Annotated in this window: 25 protein-coding genes; 7 read left to right on the top strand and 18 right to left on the bottom strand. The window is 68.1% G+C overall.

All coding sequences use genetic code 11. The features are described 5' to 3' along the window. Positions 1–11: 11 nt before the first annotated feature. The gene (locus CFB34_RS19925; protein WP_089439392.1) at positions 12–836 is read right to left on the bottom strand and encodes a glycosyltransferase; all 825 of its coding nucleotides are present in this window, start codon (positions 834–836) and stop codon (positions 12–14) included. Further along, positions 833–2,089 carry an oligosaccharide flippase family protein gene (locus CFB34_RS19920; protein WP_089439393.1) on the bottom strand — a complete coding sequence of 419 codons (1,257 nt, stop codon included), beginning with the start codon at positions 2,087–2,089 and terminating at the stop codon, positions 833–835. Before CFB34_RS19920 ends, CFB34_RS19925 begins: the two co-directional genes overlap by 4 nt. Before the next feature lie 262 nt (positions 2,090–2,351). On the opposite strand from CFB34_RS19920, the gene CFB34_RS19915 reads away from it, so the two are divergent. The 4 genes from CFB34_RS19915 (at position 2,352) to waaA (ending at position 7,228) form a co-directional block, all read left to right on the top strand. Continuing rightward, entirely contained in the window at positions 2,352–3,746 is a 1,395-nt protein-coding gene (locus CFB34_RS19915) for a phosphomannomutase/phosphoglucomutase (RefSeq protein WP_089439394.1), read from the top strand. 126 nt (positions 3,747–3,872) lie between these two features. Next, a complete protein-coding gene (gene waaC / locus CFB34_RS19910) occupies positions 3,873–4,916 on the top strand; it encodes a lipopolysaccharide heptosyltransferase I (protein ID WP_306427068.1) in 1,044 nt (347 codons plus the stop codon). Between the two features lie 34 nt (positions 4,917–4,950). After that, positions 4,951–5,835 carry a Kdo hydroxylase family protein gene (locus CFB34_RS19905; protein WP_089439396.1) on the top strand — a complete coding sequence of 295 codons (885 nt, stop codon included), beginning with the start codon at positions 4,951–4,953 and terminating at the stop codon, positions 5,833–5,835. A gap of 37 nt (positions 5,836–5,872) precedes the next feature. Next, positions 5,873–7,228: a lipid IV(A) 3-deoxy-D-manno-octulosonic acid transferase gene (gene waaA / locus CFB34_RS19900; protein WP_089439397.1), complete on the top strand. Its 1,356-nt coding sequence runs from the start codon at positions 5,873–5,875 to the stop codon at positions 7,226–7,228. A 63-nt stretch (positions 7,229–7,291) separates the two neighbouring features. On the opposite strand, the gene ureG is transcribed toward waaA, so the two are convergent. The 16 genes from ureG to hemN form a co-directional block, all read right to left on the bottom strand. Next, positions 7,292–7,939, bottom strand: coding sequence for an urease accessory protein UreG (ureG, locus tag CFB34_RS19895; protein WP_089439398.1), 648 nt, complete (start codon positions 7,937–7,939; stop codon positions 7,292–7,294). Positions 7,940–7,957: 18 nt separating this feature from the next. Continuing rightward, a complete protein-coding gene (locus CFB34_RS19890) occupies positions 7,958–8,638 on the bottom strand; it encodes an urease accessory UreF family protein (protein ID WP_089440362.1) in 681 nt (226 codons plus the stop codon). Continuing rightward, positions 8,625–9,254: an urease accessory protein UreE gene (gene ureE / locus CFB34_RS19885; protein ID WP_089439399.1), complete on the bottom strand. Its 630-nt coding sequence runs from the start codon at positions 9,252–9,254 to the stop codon at positions 8,625–8,627. The genes CFB34_RS19890 and ureE overlap by 14 nt, the downstream gene beginning before the upstream one ends. A 22-nt stretch (positions 9,255–9,276) precedes the next feature. After that, complete coding sequence (ureC, locus tag CFB34_RS19880; protein WP_089439400.1) at positions 9,277–10,983, bottom strand: urease subunit alpha; 1,707 nt, start codon at positions 10,981–10,983, stop codon at positions 9,277–9,279. A gap of 28 nt (positions 10,984–11,011) precedes the next feature. Continuing rightward, a complete protein-coding gene (locus CFB34_RS19875) occupies positions 11,012–11,317 on the bottom strand; it encodes an urease subunit beta (protein WP_046545089.1) in 306 nt (101 codons plus the stop codon). Positions 11,318–11,325: 8 nt separating this feature from the next. Continuing rightward, the gene (locus CFB34_RS19870; RefSeq protein WP_089439401.1) at positions 11,326–11,628 is read right to left on the bottom strand and encodes an urease subunit gamma; all 303 of its coding nucleotides are present in this window, start codon (positions 11,626–11,628) and stop codon (positions 11,326–11,328) included. A gap of 236 nt (positions 11,629–11,864) precedes the next feature. Continuing rightward, on the bottom strand, positions 11,865–12,740 hold the full coding sequence (locus CFB34_RS19865) for an urease accessory protein UreD (RefSeq protein ID WP_089439402.1): 876 nt from the start codon (positions 12,738–12,740) through the stop codon (positions 11,865–11,867). A 312-nt stretch (positions 12,741–13,052) separates the two neighbouring features. Next, positions 13,053–13,745 carry an urea ABC transporter ATP-binding subunit UrtE gene (urtE, locus tag CFB34_RS19860; RefSeq protein WP_089440363.1) on the bottom strand — a complete coding sequence of 231 codons (693 nt, stop codon included), beginning with the start codon at positions 13,743–13,745 and terminating at the stop codon, positions 13,053–13,055. Positions 13,746–13,749: 4 nt separating this feature from the next. Further along, entirely contained in the window at positions 13,750–14,607 is an 858-nt protein-coding gene (gene urtD, locus CFB34_RS19855) for an urea ABC transporter ATP-binding protein UrtD (protein WP_089439403.1), read from the bottom strand. Then, the gene (gene urtC, locus CFB34_RS19850) at positions 14,604–15,791 is read right to left on the bottom strand and encodes an urea ABC transporter permease subunit UrtC (protein WP_089439404.1); all 1,188 of its coding nucleotides are present in this window, start codon (positions 15,789–15,791) and stop codon (positions 14,604–14,606) included. The genes urtD and urtC overlap by 4 nt, the downstream gene beginning before the upstream one ends. 1 nt (position 15,792) lies before the next feature. Continuing rightward, positions 15,793–17,412, bottom strand: a complete 1,620-nt coding sequence (urtB, locus tag CFB34_RS19845) for an urea ABC transporter permease subunit UrtB (protein ID WP_089439405.1) — start codon at positions 17,410–17,412, stop codon at positions 15,793–15,795. A 149-nt stretch (positions 17,413–17,561) separates the two neighbouring features. Further along, a complete protein-coding gene (gene urtA, locus CFB34_RS19840) occupies positions 17,562–18,869 on the bottom strand; it encodes an urea ABC transporter substrate-binding protein (RefSeq protein ID WP_089439406.1) in 1,308 nt (435 codons plus the stop codon). A 431-nt stretch (positions 18,870–19,300) separates the two neighbouring features. Further along, positions 19,301–19,624 (bottom strand): rhodanese-like domain-containing protein, encoded by a 324-nt coding sequence (locus CFB34_RS19835; RefSeq protein ID WP_089424695.1) that lies wholly within the window; start codon positions 19,622–19,624, stop codon positions 19,301–19,303. Positions 19,625–19,638: 14 nt separating this feature from the next. Then, on the bottom strand, positions 19,639–20,292 hold the full coding sequence (locus CFB34_RS19830) for a protein-L-isoaspartate O-methyltransferase (protein ID WP_089439407.1): 654 nt from the start codon (positions 20,290–20,292) through the stop codon (positions 19,639–19,641). Between the two features lie 104 nt (positions 20,293–20,396). Next, positions 20,397–20,654 carry a hypothetical protein gene (locus CFB34_RS19825; protein ID WP_006488573.1) on the bottom strand — a complete coding sequence of 86 codons (258 nt, stop codon included), beginning with the start codon at positions 20,652–20,654 and terminating at the stop codon, positions 20,397–20,399. Positions 20,655–20,733: 79 nt separating this feature from the next. Further along, entirely contained in the window at positions 20,734–22,125 is a 1,392-nt protein-coding gene (gene hemN, locus CFB34_RS19820; protein ID WP_089439408.1) for an oxygen-independent coproporphyrinogen III oxidase, read from the bottom strand. A 161-nt stretch (positions 22,126–22,286) separates the two neighbouring features. Between hemN and CFB34_RS19815 the strand changes: the two genes are divergently transcribed. The 3 genes from CFB34_RS19815 to CFB34_RS19805 all read left to right on the top strand — a co-directional run bounded on the left by CFB34_RS19815 (position 22,287) and on the right by CFB34_RS19805 (position 24,103). Then, positions 22,287–22,613: a YkgJ family cysteine cluster protein gene (locus CFB34_RS19815; RefSeq protein ID WP_242808683.1), complete on the top strand. Its 327-nt coding sequence runs from the start codon at positions 22,287–22,289 to the stop codon at positions 22,611–22,613. After that, positions 22,610–23,191 carry a DUF1439 domain-containing protein gene (locus CFB34_RS19810; RefSeq protein WP_011351198.1) on the top strand — a complete coding sequence of 194 codons (582 nt, stop codon included), beginning with the start codon at positions 22,610–22,612 and terminating at the stop codon, positions 23,189–23,191. Before CFB34_RS19815 ends, CFB34_RS19810 begins: the two co-directional genes overlap by 4 nt. Before the next feature lie 81 nt (positions 23,192–23,272). After that, on the top strand, positions 23,273–24,103 hold the full coding sequence (locus tag CFB34_RS19805) for an undecaprenyl-diphosphate phosphatase (RefSeq protein WP_039367732.1): 831 nt from the start codon (positions 23,273–23,275) through the stop codon (positions 24,101–24,103). Positions 24,104–24,116: the final 13 nt, after the last annotated feature.

The raw sequence follows: 24,116 nt of genomic DNA, 5'->3' as shown, positions 1-24,116 counted from the left end.
CCGGATGCGCGTCAGGCGGACGGCCGCGCGGCGAACAGCGTCTGCTTGATCCGCTGCAACGTCCGGTACGGCGTCACGAAATGCAGCAGGTTCTTGGCGAGGCCGGCCCAGTCGTACGGGTTCAGCGCGTTGAAGTGGCTCAACAGCAGCGTGAGCGTCGACACCAGCTGGCGCCGGCGCTTGGTCGCACTGATCCCGCCCTCGTTCAGTTCGTAATAGAGACCGAGTTCCGGCAGGTTCGCGCAATCGTAGCGTTGCATTAACCGTAAAAAAAGATCGAGATCCTCGGCCGCACGGTATTTGGCGCGATAGTTCCCCACTTCCCGCACGGCGTCGATGCGCAGCATCACCGACGGATGCACGAGCGGCGAGCGCAGGAAGCGCGTGCGGCGCAGCGTGTGCGGATCGGCGGGCGGGGTCAGCATGAAGCGCGGCTCGCCGGCGCGGGACACGACTTGCGTCCACATGCCGACACAAGCCACGCGCGGGTGGGCGCCGAGGTATGCGCGCTCCTTCGCGAGGCGCTGCGGCGCGGCGAGATCGCCCGCGTCGATGCGCGCGGCATAGCGGAAGCCGCGTGCGGCGAGCGCGTCGATGCCGGCGGCGAGCGCACGCTCGATGCCGCCGTTCTGCGGCAGGCGCAGCACGTCGATCGTGAGGCCGGGCAGGTCGGGCGCGACGATCGGCGGCGTGCTGCCGTCGTCGACGATCAGCACGTGCACGGGCGTGTCCTCGCGAAACGACGCGAGGGTCCGGACGACGTCGTCGTGCCCGTTGTAGGCCGGCATCAGCACGGCCACGTCGTCGAGCGGGGTCGGGCAATCAGGGGACGTCATGGTCGCAGCTTGAAACGGATGTAATAAAAATTGACGGCGGCGGCAGCCAGGTAGCCGGCCGCCAGCCCGACGAGCGCGCCGTACAGGCCGAGCCGCGGGATCGCGAACAGGTTGACGAGTGCCGCGATCGCGAGCGCGAGCAGCCATTTCGACAGCAACACGAATTTTGCTTGATATTTGAGAACGATAAGATTGCCTATCGCCTCGATGCCGGCGGGCACCGACAGCCAGACCGCCCAGCGGAAGATGTCGACCGAGGCCTCGTAGCCGTGGCCGAACACCTTGCCGACGATCAGCGGGGCGGCGGCGTCGAGCACGAGCGCGCCGGCCGTCATCAGGCAGGCCGTCATCGCGATCAGCCGGACGATGTTGCGGCGCAGCCGCGCGACGTCCTGCACGCGGTAGACGAACGCGGGCGCGATCGTCTGCGCGAGCATCAGCGCGAGCGTGATCCAGTTCTCGTTGAGCTGCTGCGCGGCCGAGTAGCGGCCGAGATCGGCGAACGACACGTGACGCTCGAGCATCAGGCGGTCGAGCTTCAGGAACAGGTACATGCAGATGAGGCCGAGCCAGAACACGGTGCCGGCCGTTGCAAAGTGCCTGAACAGCGGTGTGTCGAACGTCCAGCCGAGCGCGCCGCCGTTACGATGCCGGTAGTACAGCAGCAGCGCGAAGCCGATGGCGGCCGCTTCGAGCGCCCACAGCCACGCGAAGCGGGCGGGGCCCGCGGCCGCGCGGACCAGCAGCCAGACGAGCAGCGCCTTCACCAGCGCGGTGACCATGCTGGTGACGAGCTGCGGCTTGCTGTAGGTCATGCTCTGCAGCCACGCGTTGATGACGCCGACGAACGGCTCGCGGAACACCATCGTGACCGCGAGGCCCGCGAGCATCGCGCCGACCAGCGGATCGAAGGCGCCCGCGGCGATCGCGACCCAGGTCGCGACGAGCGCGGCGACGGAGACGGCGATGCGCAGTGCGAATGCGCTGCCGAGCACCGCGCCGAGCTGGGCGGGCGGGCGCTGGACGATGGTCGGGACGAGGATTTCCGCGCCGCACACCCAGGTGAGCGGCGCCAGTACCAGGAGGAGCGTATTCGCATACTGCCATTTGCCGAACACATCTGGCCCGAAATAACGGGCCAGCAGGCCGCTGATCGCGATCGCGACGCCGATCTGCGTGAGCCGTTCGAGCCCCAGCCAGACGAGATTCGCGACGGCCTTCGCGACGTCCGGGTTGCCGAAGCGCGTCAGCATGCGCGGCGGCGGCGAGCGCGCAAGCTGGCCGGCAGGGCGCCCGGGGGCTGCAGGTTGGCGGCGACGGGACGGCTAGGCATTAAAATGGGCGGTATGCGCGTCATCAAAACCCGCGATTATAAGTGGGATCGCGGTCGCTCCCGCCGTTCCGCGCCAGCGGTTTCACGCCGTGCCGGGCCGCATGTATCATGCGCGGCACCGGCGAGCGGCGGCCAGGCAAGCCAGACAATTTTCCATGCACGCAACTGAGAGAAGAGAATCGATGATCTCCCAATCCATCTTCAAGGCATATGACATTCGTGGCGTGGTCGGCAAGACGCTCGACAACGACACCGCGCGCGGGATCGGCCGGGCGTTCGGCAGCGAAGTGCGTGCGCAGGGCGGCGATGCGGTCGTCGTCGCGCGCGACGGCCGCCTGTCCGGGCCGGACCTCGTCGGCGCGCTGGCCGACGGCCTGCGTGCGGCGGGCGTCGACGTCGTCGACGTCGGCATGGTGCCCACGCCGGTCGGTTATTTCGCGGCGAATGTCCCGCTCGCGCTGAAGGGCGGCGAGCGCCGCGTCGATTCGTGCATCGTCGTCACGGGCAGCCACAACCCGCCCGACTACAACGGCTTCAAGATGGTGCTGCGCGGCGCCGCGATCTACGGCGAGCAGATCCAGGCGCTGTACCGGCGCATCGTCGACGAGCGTTTCGAGACGGGCAACGGCTCGTACGAACAGTTCGACGTGGCCGATCAATACATCGCGCGCATCGTCGGCGACATCAAGCCGGCCCGCCCGCTGAAGCTCGTCGTCGACGCCGGCAACGGCGTGGCCGGCCCGCTCGCGACGCGCCTGTTCAAGGCGCTCGGCTGCGAGCTCGTCGAGCGCTTCACCGATATCGACGGCACGTTCCCGAACCACCACCCGGATCCCGCCCACCCGGAAAACCTGCAGGACGTGATCCAGGCGCTGAAGGACACCGACGCCGAGATCGGCTTCGCGTTCGACGGCGACGGCGACCGCCTCGGCGTCGTCACGAAGGACGGCAAGATCATCTATCCGGACCGCCAGCTGATGCTGTTCGCGGAAGAAGTGCTGTCGCGCAACCCGGGCGCGCAGATCATCTATGACGTGAAGTGCACGCGCCACCTCGCGCAATGGGTGAAGTCGAAGGGCGGCGAGCCGCTGATGTGGAAGACGGGCCACTCGCTCGTGAAGGCGAAGCTGCGCGAGACGGGTGCGCCGCTCGCCGGTGAAATGAGCGGCCACGTGTTCTTCAAGGATCGCTGGTACGGCTTCGACGACGGTCTCTACACGGGCGCGCGCCTGCTCGAGATCCTCGCGAAGACGGCCGATCCGAGCGCGCTGCTGAACGGGCTGCCGGACGCGATGAGCACGCCCGAACTGCAGCTGTGGCTCGACGAAGGCGAGAACTTCCGCCTGATCGACAAGCTGCAGAAAGAGGCGAAGTTCGACGGCGCCGAGGAAGTCGTGACGATCGACGGCCTGCGTGTCGAGTACCCGGACGGCTTCGGCCTCGCGCGTTCGTCGAACACGACGCCGGTCGTCGTGATGCGTTTCGAGTCGGAGACGCAGGAAGGGCTCAAGCGCATCCAGGAGGACTTCCGCCGCGTGCTGACGGCCGCGAAGCCGGACGTCAAGCTGCCGTTCTGAGCGTGGGCGGCCTCGGGCCGCCACCGGCGCGACGGTGAGTCCGATCGTCGCGCCATCCCCGAAAAGCGGCGCACGCCAAGGGCGTGCGGCCGCTTTTTGTCTGTGTGACTCGCCGGGCGGGATAAAATCCCCCCTTTATGCTTGTCGCCGGCTGCCTGCCGGCGTTTTTTCAGCGTGCAAAAGATCCTGATCGTACGCGTGTCGTCGCTGGGCGACGTCGTGCACAACATGCCGGTGATCGCCGATATCCGGCGGCGCCACCCCGATGCGCAGATCGACTGGCTCGTCGAGGAAAGCTTCGTCGACCTGGTCAAGCTCGTCGACGGCGTGCGCAACGTGCTGCCGTTCTCGCTGCGCCGCTGGCGCAAGAAGCCGTTCTCGGGCACCACGTGGCGCGAGATCCGGGCCTTCCGCCAGCGCCTCGCGGCCGAGCAGTACGACCTCGTGATCGACTGCCAGGGTCTCATCAAGACGGCCTGGGTCGCCAGTTGGGCGCGCGGCCCGCTCGTCGGGCTCGGCAACCGCACCGACGGCGCCGGCTACGAGTGGCCGGTGCGCTTCTTCTATCGCAAGCGCGTGCCGATCGCGCCGCGCACGCACGTCGTCGAGCGCTCGCGGCAACTCGTCGCGGCCGCGCTGGGCGACCCTGCGCCGACGCCGGCCGATCCGGTCGAGTTCGGCCTCGATACGCGCGCGGCGGCGCTCGCGGTGGCCGCGCTCGGGCTGAACCTGCCGGTGCCGTACGTGGTGTTCGTCCATGCGACGTCGCGTGCCGACAAGCAATGGCCGGACGCCGCGTGGATCGAGCTCGGCCAGGCGCTCGTGCGGCGCGGTGCGTCGCTCGTGCTGCCGTGGGGCAACGACGCGGAGCGCGCGACCAGCGAGCGGCTGGCGCAGGCGTTCGGCGCGGCGGCGATCGTGCCGCCGAAGCTGTCGCTGCCGGCCGTGGTCGGCCTGATCGACGGCGCGGATGCGATCGTCGGGGTTGATACAGGTCTGGTTCACATCGCGGCCGCGCTGAAGCGTCCGACGGTCGAACTGTACAATTTCGCGACGGCCTGGCGGACCGGCGGCTACTGGTCGCCGAACGTCGTCAATCTCGGCACGGCGGGGCAGCCCCCGTCGATCGCGCAGGTGAAGTCGGCGCTCGCGGGCTTCGGTCTCCTGTAACGCAGTCACACGCGCGAACCCACGCGAACCGAACATGAGCGAATCCCAGATCATCGAAGTCCCGTCCGCCGACTGGAGCGGACACAACCTGTCGGCGCCGCGCGAGCAACTGCTGGCCGCCGTCGAGGAAGGCAAGGTGCTGTATTTTCCGCACCTGCGTTTCGCGATCGAAGGCGGCGAGGAAGCGCTGCTCGATCCGGCGCTCGCCGACCCGAAACGCAAGAACATCAGCCTCGCGCCGAACGGCGGCGCGCTCGCCGGCGTGCTCGGCGACAGCGTCACGCAGTCGGCGGTGCGCGCGCTCGTCGCGCGCTTCCAGCAGCAGGCCGGCACGCTCGTCGACGGCCTCTTTCCCGAATACCGCGGCAAGCTGCGCGTCGCGCCGACGAGCCTGCGGTTGATGCAGGTCGAGACGCGCCAGACGTCGTGGCGCAAGGACGACAGCCGGCTGCACGTCGACGCGTTCCCGTCGCGGCCCAATTACGGCGAGCGCATCCTGCGCGTGTTCACGAACGTGAACCCGGCCGGCGTGCCGCGCGTGTGGCGCGTCGGCGAGCCGTTCGAGGACGTCGCGAAGCGTTTCCTGCCGCACATCAAGCCGCAGTTGCCGGGCGCCGCGTGGCTGCTGAACCTGCTGCACGTGACGAAGTCGCCGCGCAGCGCGTACGACCACCTGATGCTGAACCTGCACGACAGCATGAAGGCCGATCTCGACTACCAGAAGACTTGTCCACAGCAAACGATGCCGTTTCCGCCGGGCAGCGTGTGGATATGTTTCTCCGATCAGACTTCGCACGCTGTGATGTCCGGCCAGTTCATGCTCGAACAGACCTTCTTCCTGCCGGTCGACGCGATGGTGCGCCGCGAATGCGCGCCGCTCGGCATTCTCGAACGCCTGACGGGCAGGGCGCTGGTTTGAGCGCGCATTTTCGTCGAAGCAAGACCAGGGGCGCGGCATGCTGAGGGTGATCTATCGCGCGCTGTGGTGGCTCGTCGCCCCGATCGCCGTCATCCGGCTATACGTGCGCTCGCGCAAGGAGCGCGGCTATCGCGAACACATCGGCGAACGCTTCGGCCACGTGGCCGGCCGCTCGCGCGACGACCGTGCGCCGCTGATCTGGGTGCACGCGGTTTCGGTCGGCGAGACGCGCGCGGCGCAGCCGCTGATCGACGCGCTGATGCACGCCCGGCCCGACGCGCGGATCCTGCTCACGCACATGACGCCGAGCGGCCGCGCGACCGGCGAACAGATCTTCGGCGATCGCGTGCTGCGCTGCTACCTGCCGTACGACATGCCCGGCGCGGTGCGACGTTTCCTGCGCGCGTGGCGGCCGACGCTCGGCCTCGTGATGGAAACCGAGGTGTGGCCCACGCTGATCGACGAGTGCCGCCGTGCGGACGTGCCGCTGGTGCTGACCAATGCGCGCATGTCCGCGCGTTCGTTCCGGCGGGCATCGAAGTTCGGCGCGGCGACGCACGACGTGTTCGGCGGCTTCTCGCGCGTGCTCGCGCAGAGCCCGGCCGATGCGGAGCGGCTGACGTCGCTCGGCGCGCGCAACGTGACCGTGCTCGGCAACCTGAAGTTCGACATGACGACGCCCCCGGAACTCGCGGCGCGCGGCCATGCGTGGCGCGAGGCGATCGGCACGCGGCCCGTGTGGGTGGCCGCGAGCACGCGCGAGAACGAGGAGGCGCTGGTGCTCGACGCATTCGCGGCGATGCGCACGCCCGGCGCGCTGCTGGTGCTCGTGCCGCGTCATCCGCAGCGTTTCGCCGAGGTCGAGGCGCTCGTCGAGCGCAGCGGCCTCAAGTGCGTGCGACGCTCGGTGTGGGCGGCCGACAAGGCTGCGCTCGCGTCTGGCCGGCCGGCTGCCGAGCCGTTGCCGGACGACGTGACGGTGCTGCTCGGCGATTCGATGGGCGAGCTCGGCGCGTATTACGCGGCGGCCGACATCGCGTTCATCGGCGGCAGCCTGCTGCCGCTCGGCGGCCAGAACCTGATCGAAGCGTGCGCGGTCGGCGTGCCGGTGCTGATCGGCAAGCACGTGTTCAACTTCACGCAGGCGACCGTCGACGCGGTCGCGGCCGGCGCGGCGTTGCAGGTCGAGGATCCGCTCGATCTCGCGCACGTGCTCGACGCGCTGTTCGCCGACAAGGCGCGGCGCATCGCAATGGGCGCGGCCGGCGCGGCGTTCGCATCGCGTCACCGCGGCGCGACCGTGCGCACGGTCGACGTGCTCGCGGCACTGTTGCCGCCCGCCGAACGCGGCGTGCGCGCGCCGCAGGACGTGCAGGACCCGTCCGACGACTAGACGATGGCGGCGCAATGCCGCCGGAAGCCGATGTGGCGGCACCGTGAGGCGCCGCCACGTCGCTCAGACCGTCAGCAAACCCTTCCTCTCGATGAACGCGATCACGTCCGCGACGCCTTCGAGCGCCTTCAGGTTCGTCATCACGTAAGGCCGCTCGCCGCGCATCTTCTTCGTGTCGGATGCCATCACGTCGAGGTTCGCGCCGACCAGCGGCGCGAGATCCGTCTTGTTGATCACGAGCAGGTCGGACTTCGTGATGCCGGGGCCGCCCTTGCGCGGAATCTTCTCGCCGCCCGCCACGTCGATCACGTAGATCGTCAGGTCCGACAGCTCGGGGCTGAAGGTCGCCGCGAGATTGTCGCCGCCCGATTCGATGAACACGATGTCGGCGTCGGGGAAGCGCGACAGCATCCGGTCGACGGCCTCGAGGTTGATCGACGCGTCCTCGCGAATCGCCGTGTGCGGGCAGCCGCCCGTCTCGACGCCCATGATGCGTTCCTCGGGCAGCGCGCCCGCGACCGTCAGCAGCCGCTGGTCTTCCTTCGTATAGATGTCGTTGGTGATCGCGACGAGGTCGTACTTGTCGCGCATCGCCTTGCACAGCATTTCGAGCAGCGTGGTCTTGCCGGAGCCGACGGGGCCGCCGATGCCGACGCGCAGCGGCGGCAGTTTCTTCGTGCGGCGGGCGGAGGAGGGAGCAGGTGCGTTCATGGCGGATAAGCGTCGGGTTCAGGAGCGGAACAACCGCGAATACTGGGTTTCGTGCCGCGCGGACAGGATGCCGAGCTGCGGCGCGAACGTGTTGACGGCGTCGGGCGGCGTCGCGAGCGCGTGGCGCACGGCCGCGTCGATCGCGCCGCGCAGCGCGACGATGATGCGTTGCCCGGCGAGCTGGCCGAGCGGCACGGCCTTCAGCGCGGCGGACGTCTGGTTCTCGACCCAGCCGAATGCATAAGCGGCGAGTACCGCATCGGCGCTCGCGTCGTGCGCGGCAGCGGCGTACGCGAATGCGGTGGGCAGCGCGATCGGCGCAATCGCCGCGAGCGTCGCGCGGCGCGCGCCATCGCCCCATTCGAGCGACGCGCAGAGCTGCGCGAGCGACCAGCCCATCTGTTCGGTCTCACGGCGCAGTTCCGCCGATTCGCGGCTCGCGATGAACCACGCATTCTCGGCGGCGAGCGCAGGCGCGTCGTGCGCGTGCCAGCGCGCGAACTGGTGCGCGAGGAACGGCAGCTCGCCGTGCGCGAGCACGTCGGTCAGGCCGCTCGCGATCCAGTCGCGCGCGGTATCCGCGTCGTGGATCAGGTTCGCGTCGAGCGCCGCTTCGAGCCCCTGCGAATAGCTGAACGCGCCGATCGGCAGCGCCGGCGATGCAAGATGCAGCAGCGCGACGAGTTCAGTGGTGGTCATGGCCGTGGCCGTGCGCGCAACCGGGACCATGCTGATGGTCGTGGTCGTGGTCGTGGTCGTGGTCGTGGTCGTGCGAGTGCGAGTGCGAGTGCGAATGGCCGTGATGCTCGCCGAACACCTGCTGCGCGAGCGCGTAATCCTCGGCGAAGGTCGCATCGTGCCCGTGCTTGTGGCCGCCGCCGTACGCGCCGGCTTCCGGCTGGAACGGTGCAAGGGTCTCCTCGACCTGCGTGCCGAGCCGGCGCAGCATGTCCGCGAGCACCGGGTCGGCTTCGAGTTTCAGGTAGCCGTCGCCGATCTCGACCGGCGTGTGGCGGTTGCCGAGGTGGTACGCGGCGCGCATCAGCGTGAGCGGATCGGCCGCGCGCACGCGTAGCACGGTTTCGGGCGCCGCGGCAATGCGCACGAGTGCGCCGTCGTCGGCGACGAGCACGTCGCCGTCGCGCAGGATCGTGCCGCGCGGCAGCACGACCGCGACGTCCTCGCCGGTGTCGAGCGTCGCCGCGAGGCGGCTCTTGCAGCGGGCGTCGTAGGTGAGCGTGAGCGTCGGCGCGCGCGCGACGAGCGACGCGGCAAGTTTCACGTTCGGGGCAATGCGTTTGTCGAGGGTGCGCATGAATCGAAAGCCGGCAATCAGGTCAGAACAGGAAATAGCGCTGCGCCATCGGCAGCACCGTGGCCGGCTCGCAGGTGAGCAACTGGCCGTCGGCGATCACGTCGTAGGTTTCGGGGTCGACGCTGATCGACGGGCGCCACGCGTTGTGGATCATGTCGGCCTTCGTCACGTTGCGGCAGTTGCGCACCGGCACGATCTGCTTCGCGAGCCCGTAGCGTTCCGCGATGCCCGCATCGGCGGCCATCTGCGACACGAAGGTCAGCGACGTGCGCGCGAGCGCCCCGCCGCGGGTGGCGAACATCTCGCGATAGTGGACCGGCTGCGGCGTGGGAATCGACGCGTTCGGGTCGCCCATCTGCGCCATCGCGATCATTCCGCCCTTCAGGATCATCGACGGCTTGATCCCGAAGAACGCCGGCTCCCACAGCACGAGGTCGGCCCACTTGCCCGGCTCGATCGAGCCGACTTCGTGCGCGATGCCGTGCGTGAGCGCCGGGTTGATCGTGTACTTCGCGACGTAGCGCTTCGCACGGAAGTTGTCGTTGCGCGTGCTGTCTTCCGGTAGCGCACCGCGCTGCACCTTCATCTTGTGCGCGGTCTGCCAGGTGCGGATGATCACCTCGCCGACGCGGCCCATCGCCTGCGAATCGGACGATAGCATCGACAGCGCGCCGAGATCGTGCAGGATATCCTCGGCCGCGATCGTCTCGCGACGGATCCGCGATTCGGCGAACGCGAGATCCTCGGCGATCGACGGATCGAGGTGATGGCACACCATCAGCATGTCGAGATGCTCGTCGAGCGTGTTGATCGTGTACGGGCGCGTCGGGTTGGTCGACGACGGCAGCACGTTCGACTCGCCGCACACCTTCAGGATGTCGGGCGCATGGCCGCCGCCCGCGCCTTCGGTGTGGTACGTGTGGATCGTGCGGCCCTTGAACGCGGCAACCGTCGATTCGACGAAGCCGCCTTCGTTCAGCGTGTCGGTGTGGATCGCGACCTGCGTGTCGGTGTCGTCGGCGACGGACAGGCAGTTGTCGATCGCGGCGGGCGTCGTGCCCCAGTCCTCGTGCAGCTTCAGCCCGATCGCGCCGGCCGCGATCTGCTCGACGAGCGGCTGCGGCAGGCTCGCATTGCCTTTGCCGAGGAAGCCGAGGTTGATCGGCCAGCCGTCGGCGGCCTGCAGCATCCGCTCCATGTGCCACGGGCCCGGCGTGCAGGTCGTCGCGTTGGTGCCGGTGGCCGGCCCCGTGCCGCCGCCGAGCATCGTCGTGACGCCCGAGGCGAGCGCCTCGTCGATCTGCTGCGGGCTGATGAAGTGGATGTGCGTGTCGATGCCGCCGGCCGTCACGATCAGCCCTTCGCCGGCGATCACTTCGGTCGCGGCGCCGATCGCGATCGTCACGCCCGGCTGGATGTCCGGGTTGCCGGCCTTGCCGATCGCGGCGATGCGGCCGTGCTTGATCGCGATGTCGGCCTTCACGATGCCCCAGTGATCGAGGATCACCGCGTTCGTGATGATCGTGTCCGGCACGTCGGCGGCCACGCGCTGCGACTGGCCCATTCCGTCGCGGATCACTTTCCCGCCGCCGAATTTCACTTCCTCGCCGTAGGTCGTGTAGTCGCGTTCGATCTCGATCAGCAGCTCGGTATCGGCGAGCCGGACGCGGTCGCCCGTCGTCGGCCCGAACATTTCCGCGTACGCGCGGCGGCTCAAGCGTAGTGTCATGTGCTGTTCCTGAAGAGCGGGGCGCGGCTTACAGCGGCCCCATCACCTTGCCCTGAAAACCGTAGACGGCGCGATCGCCCGCGAGCGCGACCAGCTCGACGGTGCGCGTCTGGCCCGGCTCGAAGCGCACCGCGGTGCCGGCCGCGATGTTCAGGCGAAAGCCGCGCGCGGCCGCGCGATCGAACGACAGCGCGTCGTTGACTTCGAAGAAGTGGTAGTGCGAGCCGACTTGCACCGGGCGGTCGCCGGTGTTCGCGACGACGAGCGTCAGCGTCGCGCGGCCCGCGTTCAGTTCGTGTTCGCCGTCGTCGGTGAGGATTTCGCCGGGGATCATGCGGAGCCTCACGGAATCGGGTGATGGACGGTCACGAGCTTCGTGCCGTCGGGGAAGGTCGCCTCGACCTGGATGTCGGGAATCATCTCCGGCACGCCGTCCATCACGTCGTCGCGCGTGAGCAGCATCGTGCCGTAATGCATCACTTCGGCGACCGTCTTGCCGTCGCGTGCGGCTTCCATCAGCGCGGCGGTGATGAAGGCGACCGCCTCCGGATAATTGAGCTTCAGGCCGCGTGCGCGACGGCGCTCGGCCAGCAGCGCCGCCGTGAAGATCAGCAGCTTGTCCTTCTCGCGGGGAGTCAGTTTCATGAAGGCAAACGTTCAGGAAAACGTAATTTTTATCGGTGCGTGCGCAATGGGGCGAACGCGCGGTTCATCGTAGCACCGCGCTGTTTTGCGTGCGTCGTGTATCGGTTATGTAAGGAGCAAGGCGCGTGCCATGTGCATGAAACGCAGCGCGATGCGCAATCGTGGTGCGCGATGCATGGGCAACGTGCAGCGGCCGCTGCGACGCTGCGCCGAAACGGTGCGCGGCGCAGCCGCGCTCAGGTTTGCCAGAGGCGCAGCGGCCGTGCGTCGACGCCGTGCACGATCGGCCGCAAATGCAGCCAGCACTCGGTGAAGTGCCGTTGCAGTGCTTCCATCGACGTCGACAGCGCGCGAACCAGCACGATGCCCGGCGTCACGCAGGTCGCGCCCGCGCGTAGCGTGCCGTCGAACGGCATCCGTGCGGAGAGCGATTCGGCGAGCGCGGCGTCGCACGCGGCGCCGGCGGCCCACAGCGTGCCGTACGCGGGAAAGCCGGCGAGACCCTGCAGCGCGCCGCGCAGGGGGTCGTGTGCATCGAGCAGCGCGCGTTCGGTCCACAGCGGCCGGCCGTCGGCAGCGACGAGCGCCGAAGTCGACGCGATGCGGCCCGCCGACCAGGTTTCGCCGGCCGCCTGCCGGCCGAGCTGCGTTGCGTCCCAGCCGATCGCAGTTGCGCCCGTGCCGAGTTTTACCGTGAAGTCGAGCGAAGCATGCGCCGCGTCGAAGAACAGGTTGTTCTGCGGCAGCCAGTCGAGCTTCGCGTGTTCGCCGACCGTGATGCCGATGCGCTGCGTCGCGTCCAGCCCGTTCGACTTGTACCACTTGGTCGCGCCGGGCGTCGTCAGCACCGCGTGCGTGCCGTCGCCGAGCGCGATGTCGATGTCGAGCCGGTCGCCGCCTGCGACGCCGCCCGGCGGGTGGACGATCACCGCGTGGCAGATCGCATCGCCTTCCGGGTATAGCGGCCGCTGCACGCGCAGCGGGCCGTCGTGCAGCCGGTGCGCGAGCGTCGTGCGCGTGCCGTGCCGCTCGAAGCCGAGTTCGAGGCGGCCGCGCCACGACTTGGCGACGGCGGGGCGGGACAGCGGGGCGTGGGAATCGGGGGCGGACATCGGCGGGAAGCAGGGGACGGGCGCGGGGAACGAGGATGCTACCGCAACAATAATGCAGATGCCGCGCGCCGTGAAAGCGCCAGATTCGGCAGAGCCGCGAATCCGCTCCGTGCGCGCCCGCGGAGGTGGTGTGGAAATGACGCCACGTTGCTGGCGCCGCTACACCTGGTTTGTTGGCGTGGTGTCGGTCACCGCGTCAGCCGGCGCATGTTCCTGGTCGGATACGCATTGAGTGTTTGCGGAAAATTGCGACTTCATTTGATGTTCCGCAAATAATCAGCGCAAGGATCACGAGGTCGGAATCTCCGCACGTCACACCGCGATCAGCTCGCGCACGCCGTTCGCTTCCATCTCGTGCGCGTCGCCGCCCGCGACGATCTCGCCGCGGCTCATCACCCAGTAGCGGTCGGCGATCGACCGGGCGAAGTCGTAATACTGCTCGACGAGCAGCACGGTCATCTTCGATTCGTCGACGAGCTGGCGCAGCGTGCGGCCGATGTCCTGGATGATCGACGGCTGGATGCCTTCGGTCGGCTCGTCGAGAATCAGCAGCTGCGGTTCGCTCATCAGCGCGCGGCCGATCGCGAGCTGTTGCTGCTGGCCGCCCGACAGGTCGCCGCCGCGTCGCGCGCGCATGTCCTTCAGCACCGGGAACAGGTCGTAGATGCGATCGGGCACCTTCGACGGCGCCTTGCGGCTCGCGGCGCCGACGAGCAGGTTTTCCTCGACGGTCAGCCGCGGAAAGATGTCGCGGCCCTGCGGCACGTAGGCGAGCCCGGCCGCGACGCGCGCATACGGCGGCATCGCGCCGAGCGCCGTGCCGCGCCACGACACGCTGCCGCTCTTCGCGGCGACGACGCCCATCAGGCAGCGCAGCAGCGTGCTCTTGCCGACGCCGTTGCGGCCGAGCAGCACGGTGAGCTTGCCGTCGTCGGCGACGAGGCTCACGTTGCGCAGGATGTGGCTGCCGCCGTAGTACTGGTTCAGTGCATCGATCTTCAGCATCGCATCATCGTCCAAGGTAAGACTCGATCACCGCATCGTCGCGCTTGACCTGGTCGAGTGTGCCTTGCGCGAGCACCGCGCCTTCGGCCATCACGGTCACGCGGCCGGTGTCGCCCGCGAGCGCTGCGACGAATTCCATGTCGTGCTCGACGACCATCATCGAGCAGGTGCCGCGCAGCGTGTTCAGCAGCTCGGCGAGTTCCATCGTCTCGTGGTCGGTCATCCCGGCCGCGGGCTCGTCGAGCAGCAGCAGCGCGGGGCGCTGCATCAGCAGCATGCCGATCTCGAGCCGCTGCTTCTGCCCGTGCGACAGCTCGCCGGCCGCGCGAAAGGCCTGGCTTTCGAGGCCGATCAGCGCGAGCGTCTCCTCGATCTTCGCCTGCGCGGTGCGGTCGAGCCGCGCGCGCAGCGACGCGAGCCAGCCCTTGTCGGTCTGCATCGCGAGCTCGAGGTTCTCCCACACCGGATGCTGTTCGAACACGGTCGGCTTCTGGAACTTGCGGCCGATGCCCGCGCGCGCGATTTCGGGCTCGTTCATACGCGTGAGGTCGATCGTCTGGCCGAGAAACACCTTGCCCGCGTCGGGGCGTGTCTTGCCGGTGATCACGTCCATCATCGTCGTCTTGCCTGCGCCGTTCGGGCCGATCACGCAGCGCAGCTCGCCCGCGTCGATCGCGAGCGACAGCTTCTTCAGCGCGCGGAAGCCGTCGAAGCTCACCTCGATATCCTCGAGGTAGAGGATCGTGCCGTGCGACGTGTCGATGCCGGCCGGCACCACGCGCCCCATCGACGCGGTGCCGCTGACGGCCAGCCCTTCGTCCTCGGGCGGCGGCGTGAATTGGTAGAGGGCCGTTCCGTTCATGCGCGTTTCCCCTTCGCGAGCACGGTTTCGACGAGGCCCATGATCCCGCGCGGCAGCAGCAGCGGCACGAGCACGAAGATCAGGCCGAGGAAGAACAGCCAGTATTCGGCGAAGTACGCGGTAAACAGGCTCTTTGCACCGTTCACCGCGAACGCGCCGACGATCGGCCCGATCAGCGTGCCGCGCCCGCCCACCGCGACCCAGATCGCCATCTCGATCGAGTTGCCGGGCGACATCTCGCCGGGGTTGATGATGCCGACCTGCGGCACGTACAGTGCGCCCGCGATGCTGCAGAGCACGGCGGACACGGTCCATACGAACAGCTTGTACGCGAGCGGGCTGTAGCCGAGGAACATCAGCCGCGTCTCGCCGTCGCGCACCGCGGTGACGACACGCCCGAGCTTGCTCGTGACGATCGCACGCGCGGCGATGAACGCGAGCACGAGCGTCGCGAACGTCAGCAGCAACAGCACCGTGCGCGTGCCGGGCGACGTGATCGCGAAGCCCGCGATGCGCTTGAAGTCGGTGAAGCCGTTGTTGCCGCCGAAGCCGGTCTCGTTGCGATAGAACAGCAGCATCGCGGCGAACGTCATGGCCTGCGTGATGATCGACAGGTACACGCCCTTCACGCGCGAGCGGAACGTGAAGAAGCCGAACACCCATGCGAGCACGGCCGGTACGAGCACGACGAGCGCGAGCGCCCATGCGAGATGCTGCGTGCCGCTCCAGTACCACGGCAACTGGTGCCAGTCGAGGAACACCATGAAGTCGGGCAGGTCGCTGCCGTACTTGCCGTCGCGGCCGATCTCGCGCATCAGGTACATGCCGATCGCATAGCCGCCGAGCGCGAAGAACAGCCCATGACCGAGGCTCAGGATCCCGCAGTAGCCCCACACGAGATCGAGCGCGAGCGCGGCGATCGCGTAGCACATCAGCTTGCCGGTGAGCGTCATCGCGTACGCGGACAGATGGAACGCGCTCGACTCGGGCGCGACGAGCGCGGCGAGCGGCACGCCGATGCCGATTGCGATGCACAGCGCGATCAGCGCGAGCCACGCGCGCCGCGACAGCAGCGCGGGGCGGGGCGGCAGGCCAAGCGCGAAGCGCTCTTCCGCGCGTGCGGCGGCAGCGGGCTTCGGCGCATCGGCGGCCGGGTTGGGCAACGAGTGAGTGAATGAAGTCACGTCAAGCCTCCGCACTGCGGCCCTTCGGGGCAAACATGCCCTGCGGACGTTTCTGGATGAACAGCACGATCATCACCAGCACCGCGATCTTCGCGAGCACGGCGCCCCAGAACGGCTCGATCGCCTTGCTCGCGAGGCCGAGCCCGAAGCCGCCGAGCACGGTGCCGGCGATTTGCCCGACGCCGCCGAGCACGACCGCCATGAACGAATCGATGATGTAGTTCTGGCCGAGGTCGGGGCCCACGTTGCCGATCTGCGACAGCGCGCAGCCGCCGAGGCCCGCGATGCCCGCGCCGAACGCGAACGCATATGCATCGACGCGCGCGGTCTTCACGCCGACGCACGCGGCCATCCGGCGGTTTTGCGTGACGGCGCGCACGAACAGGCCGAGCCGCGTCTTCGTCAGCACGGCCCACGCGACGAATACGACGGCGAGCGCGAACGCGAGGATCGCGAGCCGGTTGTACGGCAGGATCAGGTTCTGCATCACGGTCACGCCGCCGCTCATCCACGACGGGTTCACGACCTGCACGTTCTGCGCGCCGAACAGCATCCGCGTCGCCTGGATCAGGATCAGGCTCACGCCGAAGGTGGCGAGCAGCGTCTCGAGCGGGCGGCCGTACAGGTGCCGCAGCACGAGCCGTTCGAGCACGATGCCGACGAGTGCGGCCGTCACGAACGACACCGGCACCGCGACGAGCGGATACCAGTCGAACGCGCCGGGCGCGTAGCGCTGGATCAGCGTCTGCACGACATAGGTTGCGTACGCACCGATCATCAGGAATTCGCCGTGCGCCATGTTGATCACGCCGATCAGCCCATACGTGATCGCGAGGCCGAGCGCGGCGAGCAGCAACACGCTGCCGAGCGACAATCCGGCGAACAGCGTGCCGACGATCTCGCCGCGGCGCTGCAGCGCGTGCAGCGTGTCGAGACCCTGCTGCGCGGCGTCGCGCACGCGCGCGTCGGGCTCCGCGTAGCTGCCGTCGGCGTTCTTCGCGACGAGCGGGCGCAACTGCTCGATCATGTCGAGGTCGTGGCGCGCGGCCACCACCTGCACGGCTTCGAGGCGCTTCGCCGGATCGGTATCGTGCAGCGCGGCGATCGCCCACAACGCATCGAGGCGGCGCTTCAGTGCGGGGTCGGTTTCCTTCGCACGGGCGCGATCGATCATCGGCTTGAGCGCCGGGTCGGGCGATTTCAGCAACGCATCGATCGCGTCGCGGCGTGCGGCGACGTCGGGCGACGCGAGCGCGAGCCCCGACAGCGCGCCCGCGATCTTCGTGCGCAGCAGGTTGTTCAGCATCACGGGCTGCGCGTCGCCGGCCGGCGTCGCGGCCTGCGTGAGCGCGTCGTGCGCGGTGTCGCCGGTCTGGATCAGCAGGCGGCCGTCGCCGGTGGCGAGCGCGTCTCCGGTCGACAGTGCGTTGAGCACCGCGACGGCGCGCGGATCGGCGTCGGCGGCGAGCCGTTCGATCGCGGCCGTCTTCGCGTCGAAGTCGTCGCCGGCGAGCGCTGCGGTATCGGTGGCCGTCAACGCGAACGCGGTGTGCGGCAGCCCGCCCGCGAGGGCGGCGCACGCGACGATCGCGACGGCGGCTCGGCGAAAGCGTGTAGGCATCGGGAAATCCTGTCGGGCGTGGGGAAGCGGATGCGGGCGGCGATGCGCGGGCGCGTGCGGTTCGTCACGGCAAGCGCGGCCCGCGCAGCGGGTTCGGCATCGGCGTGCGAGCGGCACGTCGCGCGTGAAGCGCGACGCGCCGCCCTGCATCAGGCGAGCGCCGCGCGCTGCCGGCGCAGGAAGGCCGGGATCGACGTGACGATGTCCGGCTTGCCCTGGTTGCCCGCGATGAACGGGCTCCACGGTTGCGCGCGCACCGCGGTCTTGGTCTTCCACACCACGTTGAACTGCCCGTCGCCGCGAATTTCGCCGATCATCACCGGCTTGTGCAGGTGATGGTTGCCGTCCATCGCGAGCGTGAAGCCCGACGGTGCGGCCACCGTCTGGCCGATCATCGCGACGCGCACCTTGTCGACGTCGGTGCTCTTCGCCTTCTCGACGGCCTGCTTCCACATGTGGATGCCGACGTAGGTCGCTTCCATCGGGTCGTTGGTCACGCGCTTCGCGCCGCCCGGCAGGTTGTTCGCCTTCACCCACGCGGCGAACTGGTCCTTGAACTTCGTGTTGGTCGGGTTCTTCACCGACATGAAGTAGTTCCACGCGGCGAGATGGCCGACGAGCGGCTTCGTGTCGATCCCGCGCAGCTCTTCCTCGCCGACCGAGAACGCGACGACCGGCACGTCGGTCGCCTTGATCCCCTGGTTGCCGAGCTCCTTGTAGAACGGCACGTTGGAGTCGCCGTTGATCGTCGAGATCACGGTCGTCTTGCCGCCTTGCGAGAAGTTCTTGATGTTCGCGACGATGGTCTGATAGTCGCTATGGCCGAACGGCGTGTAGACCTCCTGAATATCCGCGTCCTTTACGCCCTTCGATTTCAGGAACGCACGCAGGATCTTGTTGGTCGTGCGCGGATACACGTAGTCGGTGCCGAGCAGGAAGAAGCGCTTCGCGCCGCCGCCTTCCGCGCCCATCAGGTACTCGACGGCCGGGATCGCCTGCTGGTTCGGCGCGGCGCCCGTATAGAACACGTTGCGCGACATTTCCTCGCCTTCGTACTGCACCGGGTAGTAGAGGAGGCCGTTCAGTTCCTCGAACACCGGCAGCACCGACTTGCGCGACACCGACGTCCAGCAGCCGAACACGCACGCGACCTTGTCCTGCGTGAGCAACTGGCGCGCCTTCTCCGCGAACAGCGGCCAGTTGGACGCGGGATCGACCACCACGGGCTCGAGCTGACGGCCCATCACGCCGCCGCTCTTGTTGATGTCGGCGATCGTCATCAACGCGGTGTCCTTCAGCGACGTCTCCGAGATCGCCATCGTGCCCGACAGCGAGTGCAGGATGCCGACCTTGATCGGGCCGGTGCCCGCGTCAGCCGCGTGAGCGAACGGGCTCTTGCCCGCGAGCGCGAGTGCGCCGGCCATCGAACCGAACTTCAACAGACTGCGACGTTTCATCGGGATCCCCTTGTCGTGTTGGATATGCGTGCGCCGTGAAGGCGTCGGCCAACGAGTAACGCAAGGCATGTGCCAGTCGTGCGGATGCACGTCCGGCGTGCCTGCGCGGGGCGATATGGGGCGTCGGGACGGTGCGGATGACGCGTCGTGCAGCATGCGCGGTCCGTCGCGGTGCAGGTTCACGGGCGCAAATGGTGCACGGTCGGGGTTCCGCGTTCCGGTGCCTGCACCTGCACGCGGTGCGGGAACCGTCGTGCACCACGACTTCACATCATGCGGGGCAGGACGCGCGCGCAGCGCGGTGCCGTTGGAGTGATGAACCGGAGCGGAAAAGAGAAACGGGCACGCGATGCGTGCCCGTTCGGGGGATCAGTGCGGCCGGCGCCAGGGTGCCGATCGGCGACGCGGCGCGTGATGCGCCGCGGGCAGGATCAGTAGCGCGGCACGGCCGGATCGACGTCGCGCGACCACGCGTCGATCCCGCCTTGCAGGTTGTACAGCTTCGTGAAGCCACGCGATTCGAGGAACATCGCGACCTGCGCGCTACGCATCCCGTGATGGCACACGCAGACGATTTCCGCTTCGTCGTCGAGCTCTTCGCTGCGCGCGGGAATCTGCTGCATCGGGATCGATACGCTGCCGGCGATATGCGCGGTCGCGATTTCCCACGGTTCGCGCACGTCGAGCACGACCGGCGCGGGGCGCGCCTTGTCGCCGAGCCATTCCGCGAGCATCGCGGCCGTCAGGATCTGCATGGTCGCTCCGCCGCTCAGAACTTGAAGCGCGACGGCTCGATCGCGTTGACGAGATGGTCGATGTACGTTTCGAACACGTCGGCAACGCGGTACTGCTTGTCGTCGATGCGCGTGATGATCTGCGCCTTCATCACCGGACGGCCGCCGACGAATGCCGCGAGGCGGCCGCCGACCTTCAGTTGTTCGAGCATTTCCTGCGGCACGACGGGCAGGCCGCCCGCGACGCAGATCACGTCATACGGCGCCTTGCCGGCCCAGCCGCGCGAGCCGTCGCCGAGGACGACTTCCGCGTTGGTCACGCCGTCGTTGCGCAGGTTGTCTTCCGCGAACTTCGCGTTGGTCGGGTCGATTTCGACGGCCGTCACGTGCTGCGCGCGGTGCGCGAACAGCGCGGCCAGGTAGCCCGAGCCGGCGCCGATCACGAGCACGTTCTCGTGCTTCTTGACCGTCAGCTCCTGCAGCACGCGCGCTTCGACGCGCGGGAACAGCATCTTGCCGCCACCCGGCAGAGGCAGTTCGAGGTCGGCGAACGCGAGATCGCGGTGTTCGGCCTGAACGTAGTTTTCACGCTTGACGATCGACAGCAGGCCCAGGACGTCGAGATCCAGCACGTCCCACGGCCGGATCTGTTGTTCGATCATGTTGAAACGCGCGTTTTCGATATTCATGGTGTGGTCACGCAGCCTCGTCGGCCATCAGCGGGGATAGAGAAACTTCGTGATTGTACCAAACGGGGCGGCCGCGGAGCCTTCAGGCGGCCTGCAACAGACCTTTACCCCTTGCTCTTCTTGATCTGCGCCTCGAACGCGAGGTCGAGCTTGCTCGCCTTGCGCGGTTTTTTGGGGCCGAATTCGTCGACGAACTTGACGAACTCGTCGAGCGGCAGCGGCTCGCAGCGCTTCTCGGCGGTGCCGCCGGAGCGGTCGACAAGATAAAACAGGCCGCCCGCCATTGCGACGGCCGCGAATTGCGGGTTGCCGGAGCGGGTCTTCAGGCGTTCGACCGCGTGGGTCGCTTTGGTGGTGCGCATCGTGCGGAATCTGGCGGGGCGTAAGCCCCACACTGTATCAAACCGGCCGCTCGCGTGCGGCCGGCCGGGCGCGTCGGGCTCAGACCGTGCGCGAGTAGCGCTGCTGCGGCGTCTGGCCGAGATACGCGTCGAATGCCATCGCGATGTTGCGCACGACCATCCGGCCGGCCGGATGGATCGTCAGGCGGTCGGCCGCGACCGTCAGCAGCCCGTCGCGTTCGAACGGGCGCAGCGCGTCGAGTTCGCGCGCGAAATGATCGGCGAAGCGGATGCCGTGCACGGCCTCGACGTGCGAGAACGGCAGGTCGAGGTTGCACATCAGCTGCGTGATCACGTCGCGGCGCAGCCGGTCGTCGGGCGTGAGCCGCACGCCGCGCGCGATCGGCAGCCGGCCCGCGTCGAGCGCGGTGCCGTACGCGGGCAGGTCCTTCGCGTTCTGCGCGTAGACGTCGCCGACCTTGCCGATCGACGACACGCCGAACCCGACGAGGTCGGTATCCGCGCGCGTGCTGTAGCCCTGGAAATTGCGCTGCAGCGTGCCGTTCTTCTGCGCCCGCACGAGTTCGTCGGACGGCCGCGCGAAGTGGTCCATCCCGATGTACACGTAGCCGGCCGACGTCAGCATGTCGATCGCGAGGCCGAGCAGCGCGATGCGCGTTTCCGGCGGCGGCAGCGTCGCGTCGTCGATCTGGCGCTGCATCTTGAACAGGTGCGGCATGTGCGCGTAGCCGAACACCGACAGCCGGTCGGGTGCGAGTTCGATGATCGTTTCCAGCGTGCGCGCGAACACGGACACGGTCTGGTGCGGCAGCCCGTAGATCAGGTCGACGCTCACCGAATGAAAGCCCGTCGTGCGCGCGGCGGAGAGCAGGTCGGCCGTCATCGCCAGCGGCTGGATGCGGTTGATCGCCCGCTGCACGACCGGATCGAAATCCTGCACGCCCAGGCTCAGCCGGTTGAAGCCGATGTTGCGCAGGTGGACGAGCGTCGCGGGCGTGACCGTGCGCGGGTCGATCTCGATCGAGAATTCGGCGTCGGCATCCGGCGCGAGCGCGAAATGCTCGCGGGTGGCCGCCATCAGCTCGGCCGTTTCGTCGTCCGACAGGAAGGTGGGCGTGCCGCCGCCCCAGTGCAATTGCGTGACCGGGCGCGCGGGATCGAACAGCGCGGCCTGCAGCGCCATCTCGCGCTTGAGCTGGTCGAGATACGGGCGCGCGCGCCGGTGGTTGTTGGTCGCGATCTTGTTGCAGCCGCAGTAGAAGCACGCGGTGTTGCAGAAAGGGATGTGGAAGTACAGCGACAGCTCGCTCGACGATGCACCGGGGTCGGTTGCCGCGCGCACGTAGTCGGCCGGGTCGAAATCGTCGCGGAACTGCAGCGCGGTGGGGTACGACGTATAGCGCGGCCCGTTCGCGCCGTATTTCGCGAGCAAATCGGGACGGAACAGTGTGTCGGCAGAACCAGCGTGCATGACGGTCTCGCGCTTTTTTAGATGCTTTCGAGTATATAAACGCGCGATTCGGCTGCATTGTGTAATAACGTCGCAGCCGGCGATGGCACAATGCGGGGTAGGGCTGCCGGCACCGCGTCCGGTTGCCGCACCGTTTTTTGTTGTTCGTTCGAGAGAGCCGCGTGTCCGTCGAATTGCCTGTCCGCCCGGCGTCAGCCGTCCCGCCGCCGCATGCGTGCCGCGAGGGCTGCGGCGCATGCTGCATCGCGCCGTCGATTTCCAGCCCGATTCCCGGCATGCCGGACGGCAAGCCGGCCGGCGTGCGCTGCGTGCAGCTCGGCGACGATCTGCGCTGCCGGATCTTCGGCCGCCCCGAGCGGCCCGCGTGCTGTTCCGGGCTGCAGCCGGCCGCGGACATGTGCGGCGCGTCGCGCGACGACGCGCTCGCATGGCTCACGCGTCTCGAGGCCGCGACGCGGCCGTCGCAACCAGGAGAGTGTTCAGCATGACCGCACCTTGCGCGCCCGGCCGGCGCCGTTTTCTCGCCGCAACCGTCGGCGCCATCGGCGTGACGCTGTCGCTCGCCGCGTGCGCGTCGACGTTCCCGTTCATCCCCGATCACTACACCTTCTCGCGCGGTGACGTGCAGAAAGCCGTCGCGCGCAAGTTCCCGTACCAGAAGACGGTCGCGCAGGTCGTCGACGTGTCGCTCGCGAACCCCGCCGTCAACCTGCTGCCCGACCAGAACCGCGTGGCCGTGCAGCTCGATGCGCACTTCGTGAGCCCGTTCCTGCGTGCGCCCGTCAGCGGCAAGTTCACCGTGTCGGGCCAGCTGGCGTACGACGCGCCGAGCCGCTCGGTCGTGCTGAAGTCGCCGGCCGTCGACAGCCTCGCGCTCGACGGCGACGCGCAGATGTACGCGCAGCAAGTCGGCGCGGCCGCCGGCCTGCTCGCGACGCAGTTGCTGACCAACTATCCGATCTACACGTTCAAGCCCGAACAGCTGCAATTTGCCGGGGTGAACTACGAACCCGGTACAATTACGATTCTTACAAACGGCATACGCGTGGCGATCGTCGAAAAATGACGACGCACCGCGCTCGGCCGGAGGGGGGCCGCGCGCGGAAGAGTGGCTCATTCATTCGACCATTTCGGAGTTGGGCCACGGATGGACTGGATCCTGATCTGCAAGGCTTTGATCCTCGGCGTCGTCGAGGGGCTGACGGAATTCCTGCCGGTGTCGAGCACCGGTCACCTGATCGTCGCGGGCAGCTTCCTGAATTTCAACGATTCGCACGCGAAGACGTTCGACGTCGTGATCCAGTTCGGCGCGATCCTCGCGGTCTGTTGGGAATACCGGCAACGGATCGCGTCCATCGTGTCCGGGCTGCCGAGCCGGCCTGACGCGCGCCGCTTCACGCTGAACGTCGTGATCGCGACGATTCCCGCCATTGCGCTCGGCCTCCTGTTCGAGAAGAAGATCAAGGCCGTGCTGTTCTCGCCGGTCCCCGTTGCGTTCGCGCTCGTCGTGGGCGGCGCGATCATCCTGTGGGCCGAGGCGCGGCAGCGCGAACGCAGCGAGCCGCCGCGCGTGGTATCGGTCGATGCGCTGACGCCGCTCGACGCGCTCAAGGTCGGCATCGCGCAGTGTTTTGCGCTGATTCCCGGCATGTCGCGCTCGGGCTCGACGATCATCGGCGGGATGCTGTTCGGCCTCGACCGGCGCGTCGCCACCGAATTCTCGTTCTTCCTCGCGATCCCGATCATCTTCGGCGCGACGCTTTATGAAACCGTCAAGGACTGGCAGGCATTCACCGTCGATTCGCTCGGCCTGTTCGTGCTGGGCGCCGTCGCGGCATTCGTCAGCGCGTTCGTGTGCGTGCGCTGGCTGCTGCGCTATGTCGCGTCGCACGACTTCACCGTGTTCGCGTGGTACCGGATCGCGTTCGGGCTGTTCGTGCTGCTGGTCGGGTACAGCGGCTGGCTGAACTGGGCGTGACGCGAACACGAAG

The organism is Burkholderia sp. HI4860 (assembly GCF_002223045.2).
GTDB lineage: Bacteria > Pseudomonadota > Gammaproteobacteria > Burkholderiales > Burkholderiaceae > Burkholderia.
The sequence above is the reverse complement of the archived record's forward strand: the minus strand, read 5'-3'. Positions and strand labels throughout refer to the sequence as shown.

Excerpts from the sequence above, each read along its gene's own strand:
- ureG (WP_089439398.1), bottom strand. The coding sequence starts at position 7,939 with ATGAACGCACCTGCTCCCTCCTCCGCCCGCCGCACGAAGAAACTGCCG.
- urtD (WP_089439403.1), bottom strand. The coding sequence starts at position 14,607 with ATGAACGGAACGGCCCTCTACCAATTCACGCCGCCGCCCGAGGACGAA.
- waaA (WP_089439397.1), top strand. The coding sequence starts at position 5,873 with ATGCTGAGGGTGATCTATCGCGCGCTGTGGTGGCTCGTCGCCCCGATC.
- CFB34_RS19810 (WP_011351198.1), top strand. The coding sequence starts at position 22,610 with ATGACCGCACCTTGCGCGCCCGGCCGGCGCCGTTTTCTCGCCGCAACC.
- CFB34_RS19875 (WP_046545089.1), bottom strand. The coding sequence starts at position 11,317 with ATGATCCCCGGCGAAATCCTCACCGACGACGGCGAACACGAACTGAAC.
- ureC (WP_089439400.1), bottom strand. The coding sequence starts at position 10,983 with ATGACACTACGCTTGAGCCGCCGCGCGTACGCGGAAATGTTCGGGCCG.
- CFB34_RS19830 (WP_089439407.1), bottom strand. The coding sequence starts at position 20,292 with ATGAATATCGAAAACGCGCGTTTCAACATGATCGAACAACAGATCCGG.
- CFB34_RS19870 (WP_089439401.1), bottom strand. The coding sequence starts at position 11,628 with ATGAAACTGACTCCCCGCGAGAAGGACAAGCTGCTGATCTTCACGGCG.
- ureE (WP_089439399.1), bottom strand. The coding sequence starts at position 9,254 with ATGCGCACCCTCGACAAACGCATTGCCCCGAACGTGAAACTTGCCGCG.
- CFB34_RS19905 (WP_089439396.1), top strand. The coding sequence starts at position 4,951 with ATGAGCGAATCCCAGATCATCGAAGTCCCGTCCGCCGACTGGAGCGGA.
- CFB34_RS19835 (WP_089424695.1), bottom strand. The coding sequence starts at position 19,624 with ATGCAGATCCTGACGGCCGCGATGCTCGCGGAATGGCTCGGCGACAAG.
- CFB34_RS19890 (WP_089440362.1), bottom strand. The coding sequence starts at position 8,638 with ATGACCACCACTGAACTCGTCGCGCTGCTGCATCTTGCATCGCCGGCG.
- CFB34_RS19915 (WP_089439394.1), top strand. The coding sequence starts at position 2,352 with ATGATCTCCCAATCCATCTTCAAGGCATATGACATTCGTGGCGTGGTC.
- urtE (WP_089440363.1), bottom strand. The coding sequence starts at position 13,745 with ATGCTGAAGATCGATGCACTGAACCAGTACTACGGCGGCAGCCACATC.
- CFB34_RS19825 (WP_006488573.1), bottom strand. The coding sequence starts at position 20,654 with ATGCGCACCACCAAAGCGACCCACGCGGTCGAACGCCTGAAGACCCGC.
- hemN (WP_089439408.1), bottom strand. The coding sequence starts at position 22,125 with ATGCACGCTGGTTCTGCCGACACACTGTTCCGTCCCGATTTGCTCGCG.
- CFB34_RS19920 (WP_089439393.1), bottom strand. The coding sequence starts at position 2,089 with ATGCTGACGCGCTTCGGCAACCCGGACGTCGCGAAGGCCGTCGCGAAT.
- CFB34_RS19865 (WP_089439402.1), bottom strand. The coding sequence starts at position 12,740 with ATGTCCGCCCCCGATTCCCACGCCCCGCTGTCCCGCCCCGCCGTCGCC.
- CFB34_RS19805 (WP_039367732.1), top strand. The coding sequence starts at position 23,273 with ATGGACTGGATCCTGATCTGCAAGGCTTTGATCCTCGGCGTCGTCGAG.
- urtA (WP_089439406.1), bottom strand. The coding sequence starts at position 18,869 with ATGAAACGTCGCAGTCTGTTGAAGTTCGGTTCGATGGCCGGCGCACTC.
- urtB (WP_089439405.1), bottom strand. The coding sequence starts at position 17,412 with ATGCCTACACGCTTTCGCCGAGCCGCCGTCGCGATCGTCGCGTGCGCC.
- CFB34_RS19925 (WP_089439392.1), bottom strand. The coding sequence starts at position 836 with ATGACGTCCCCTGATTGCCCGACCCCGCTCGACGACGTGGCCGTGCTG.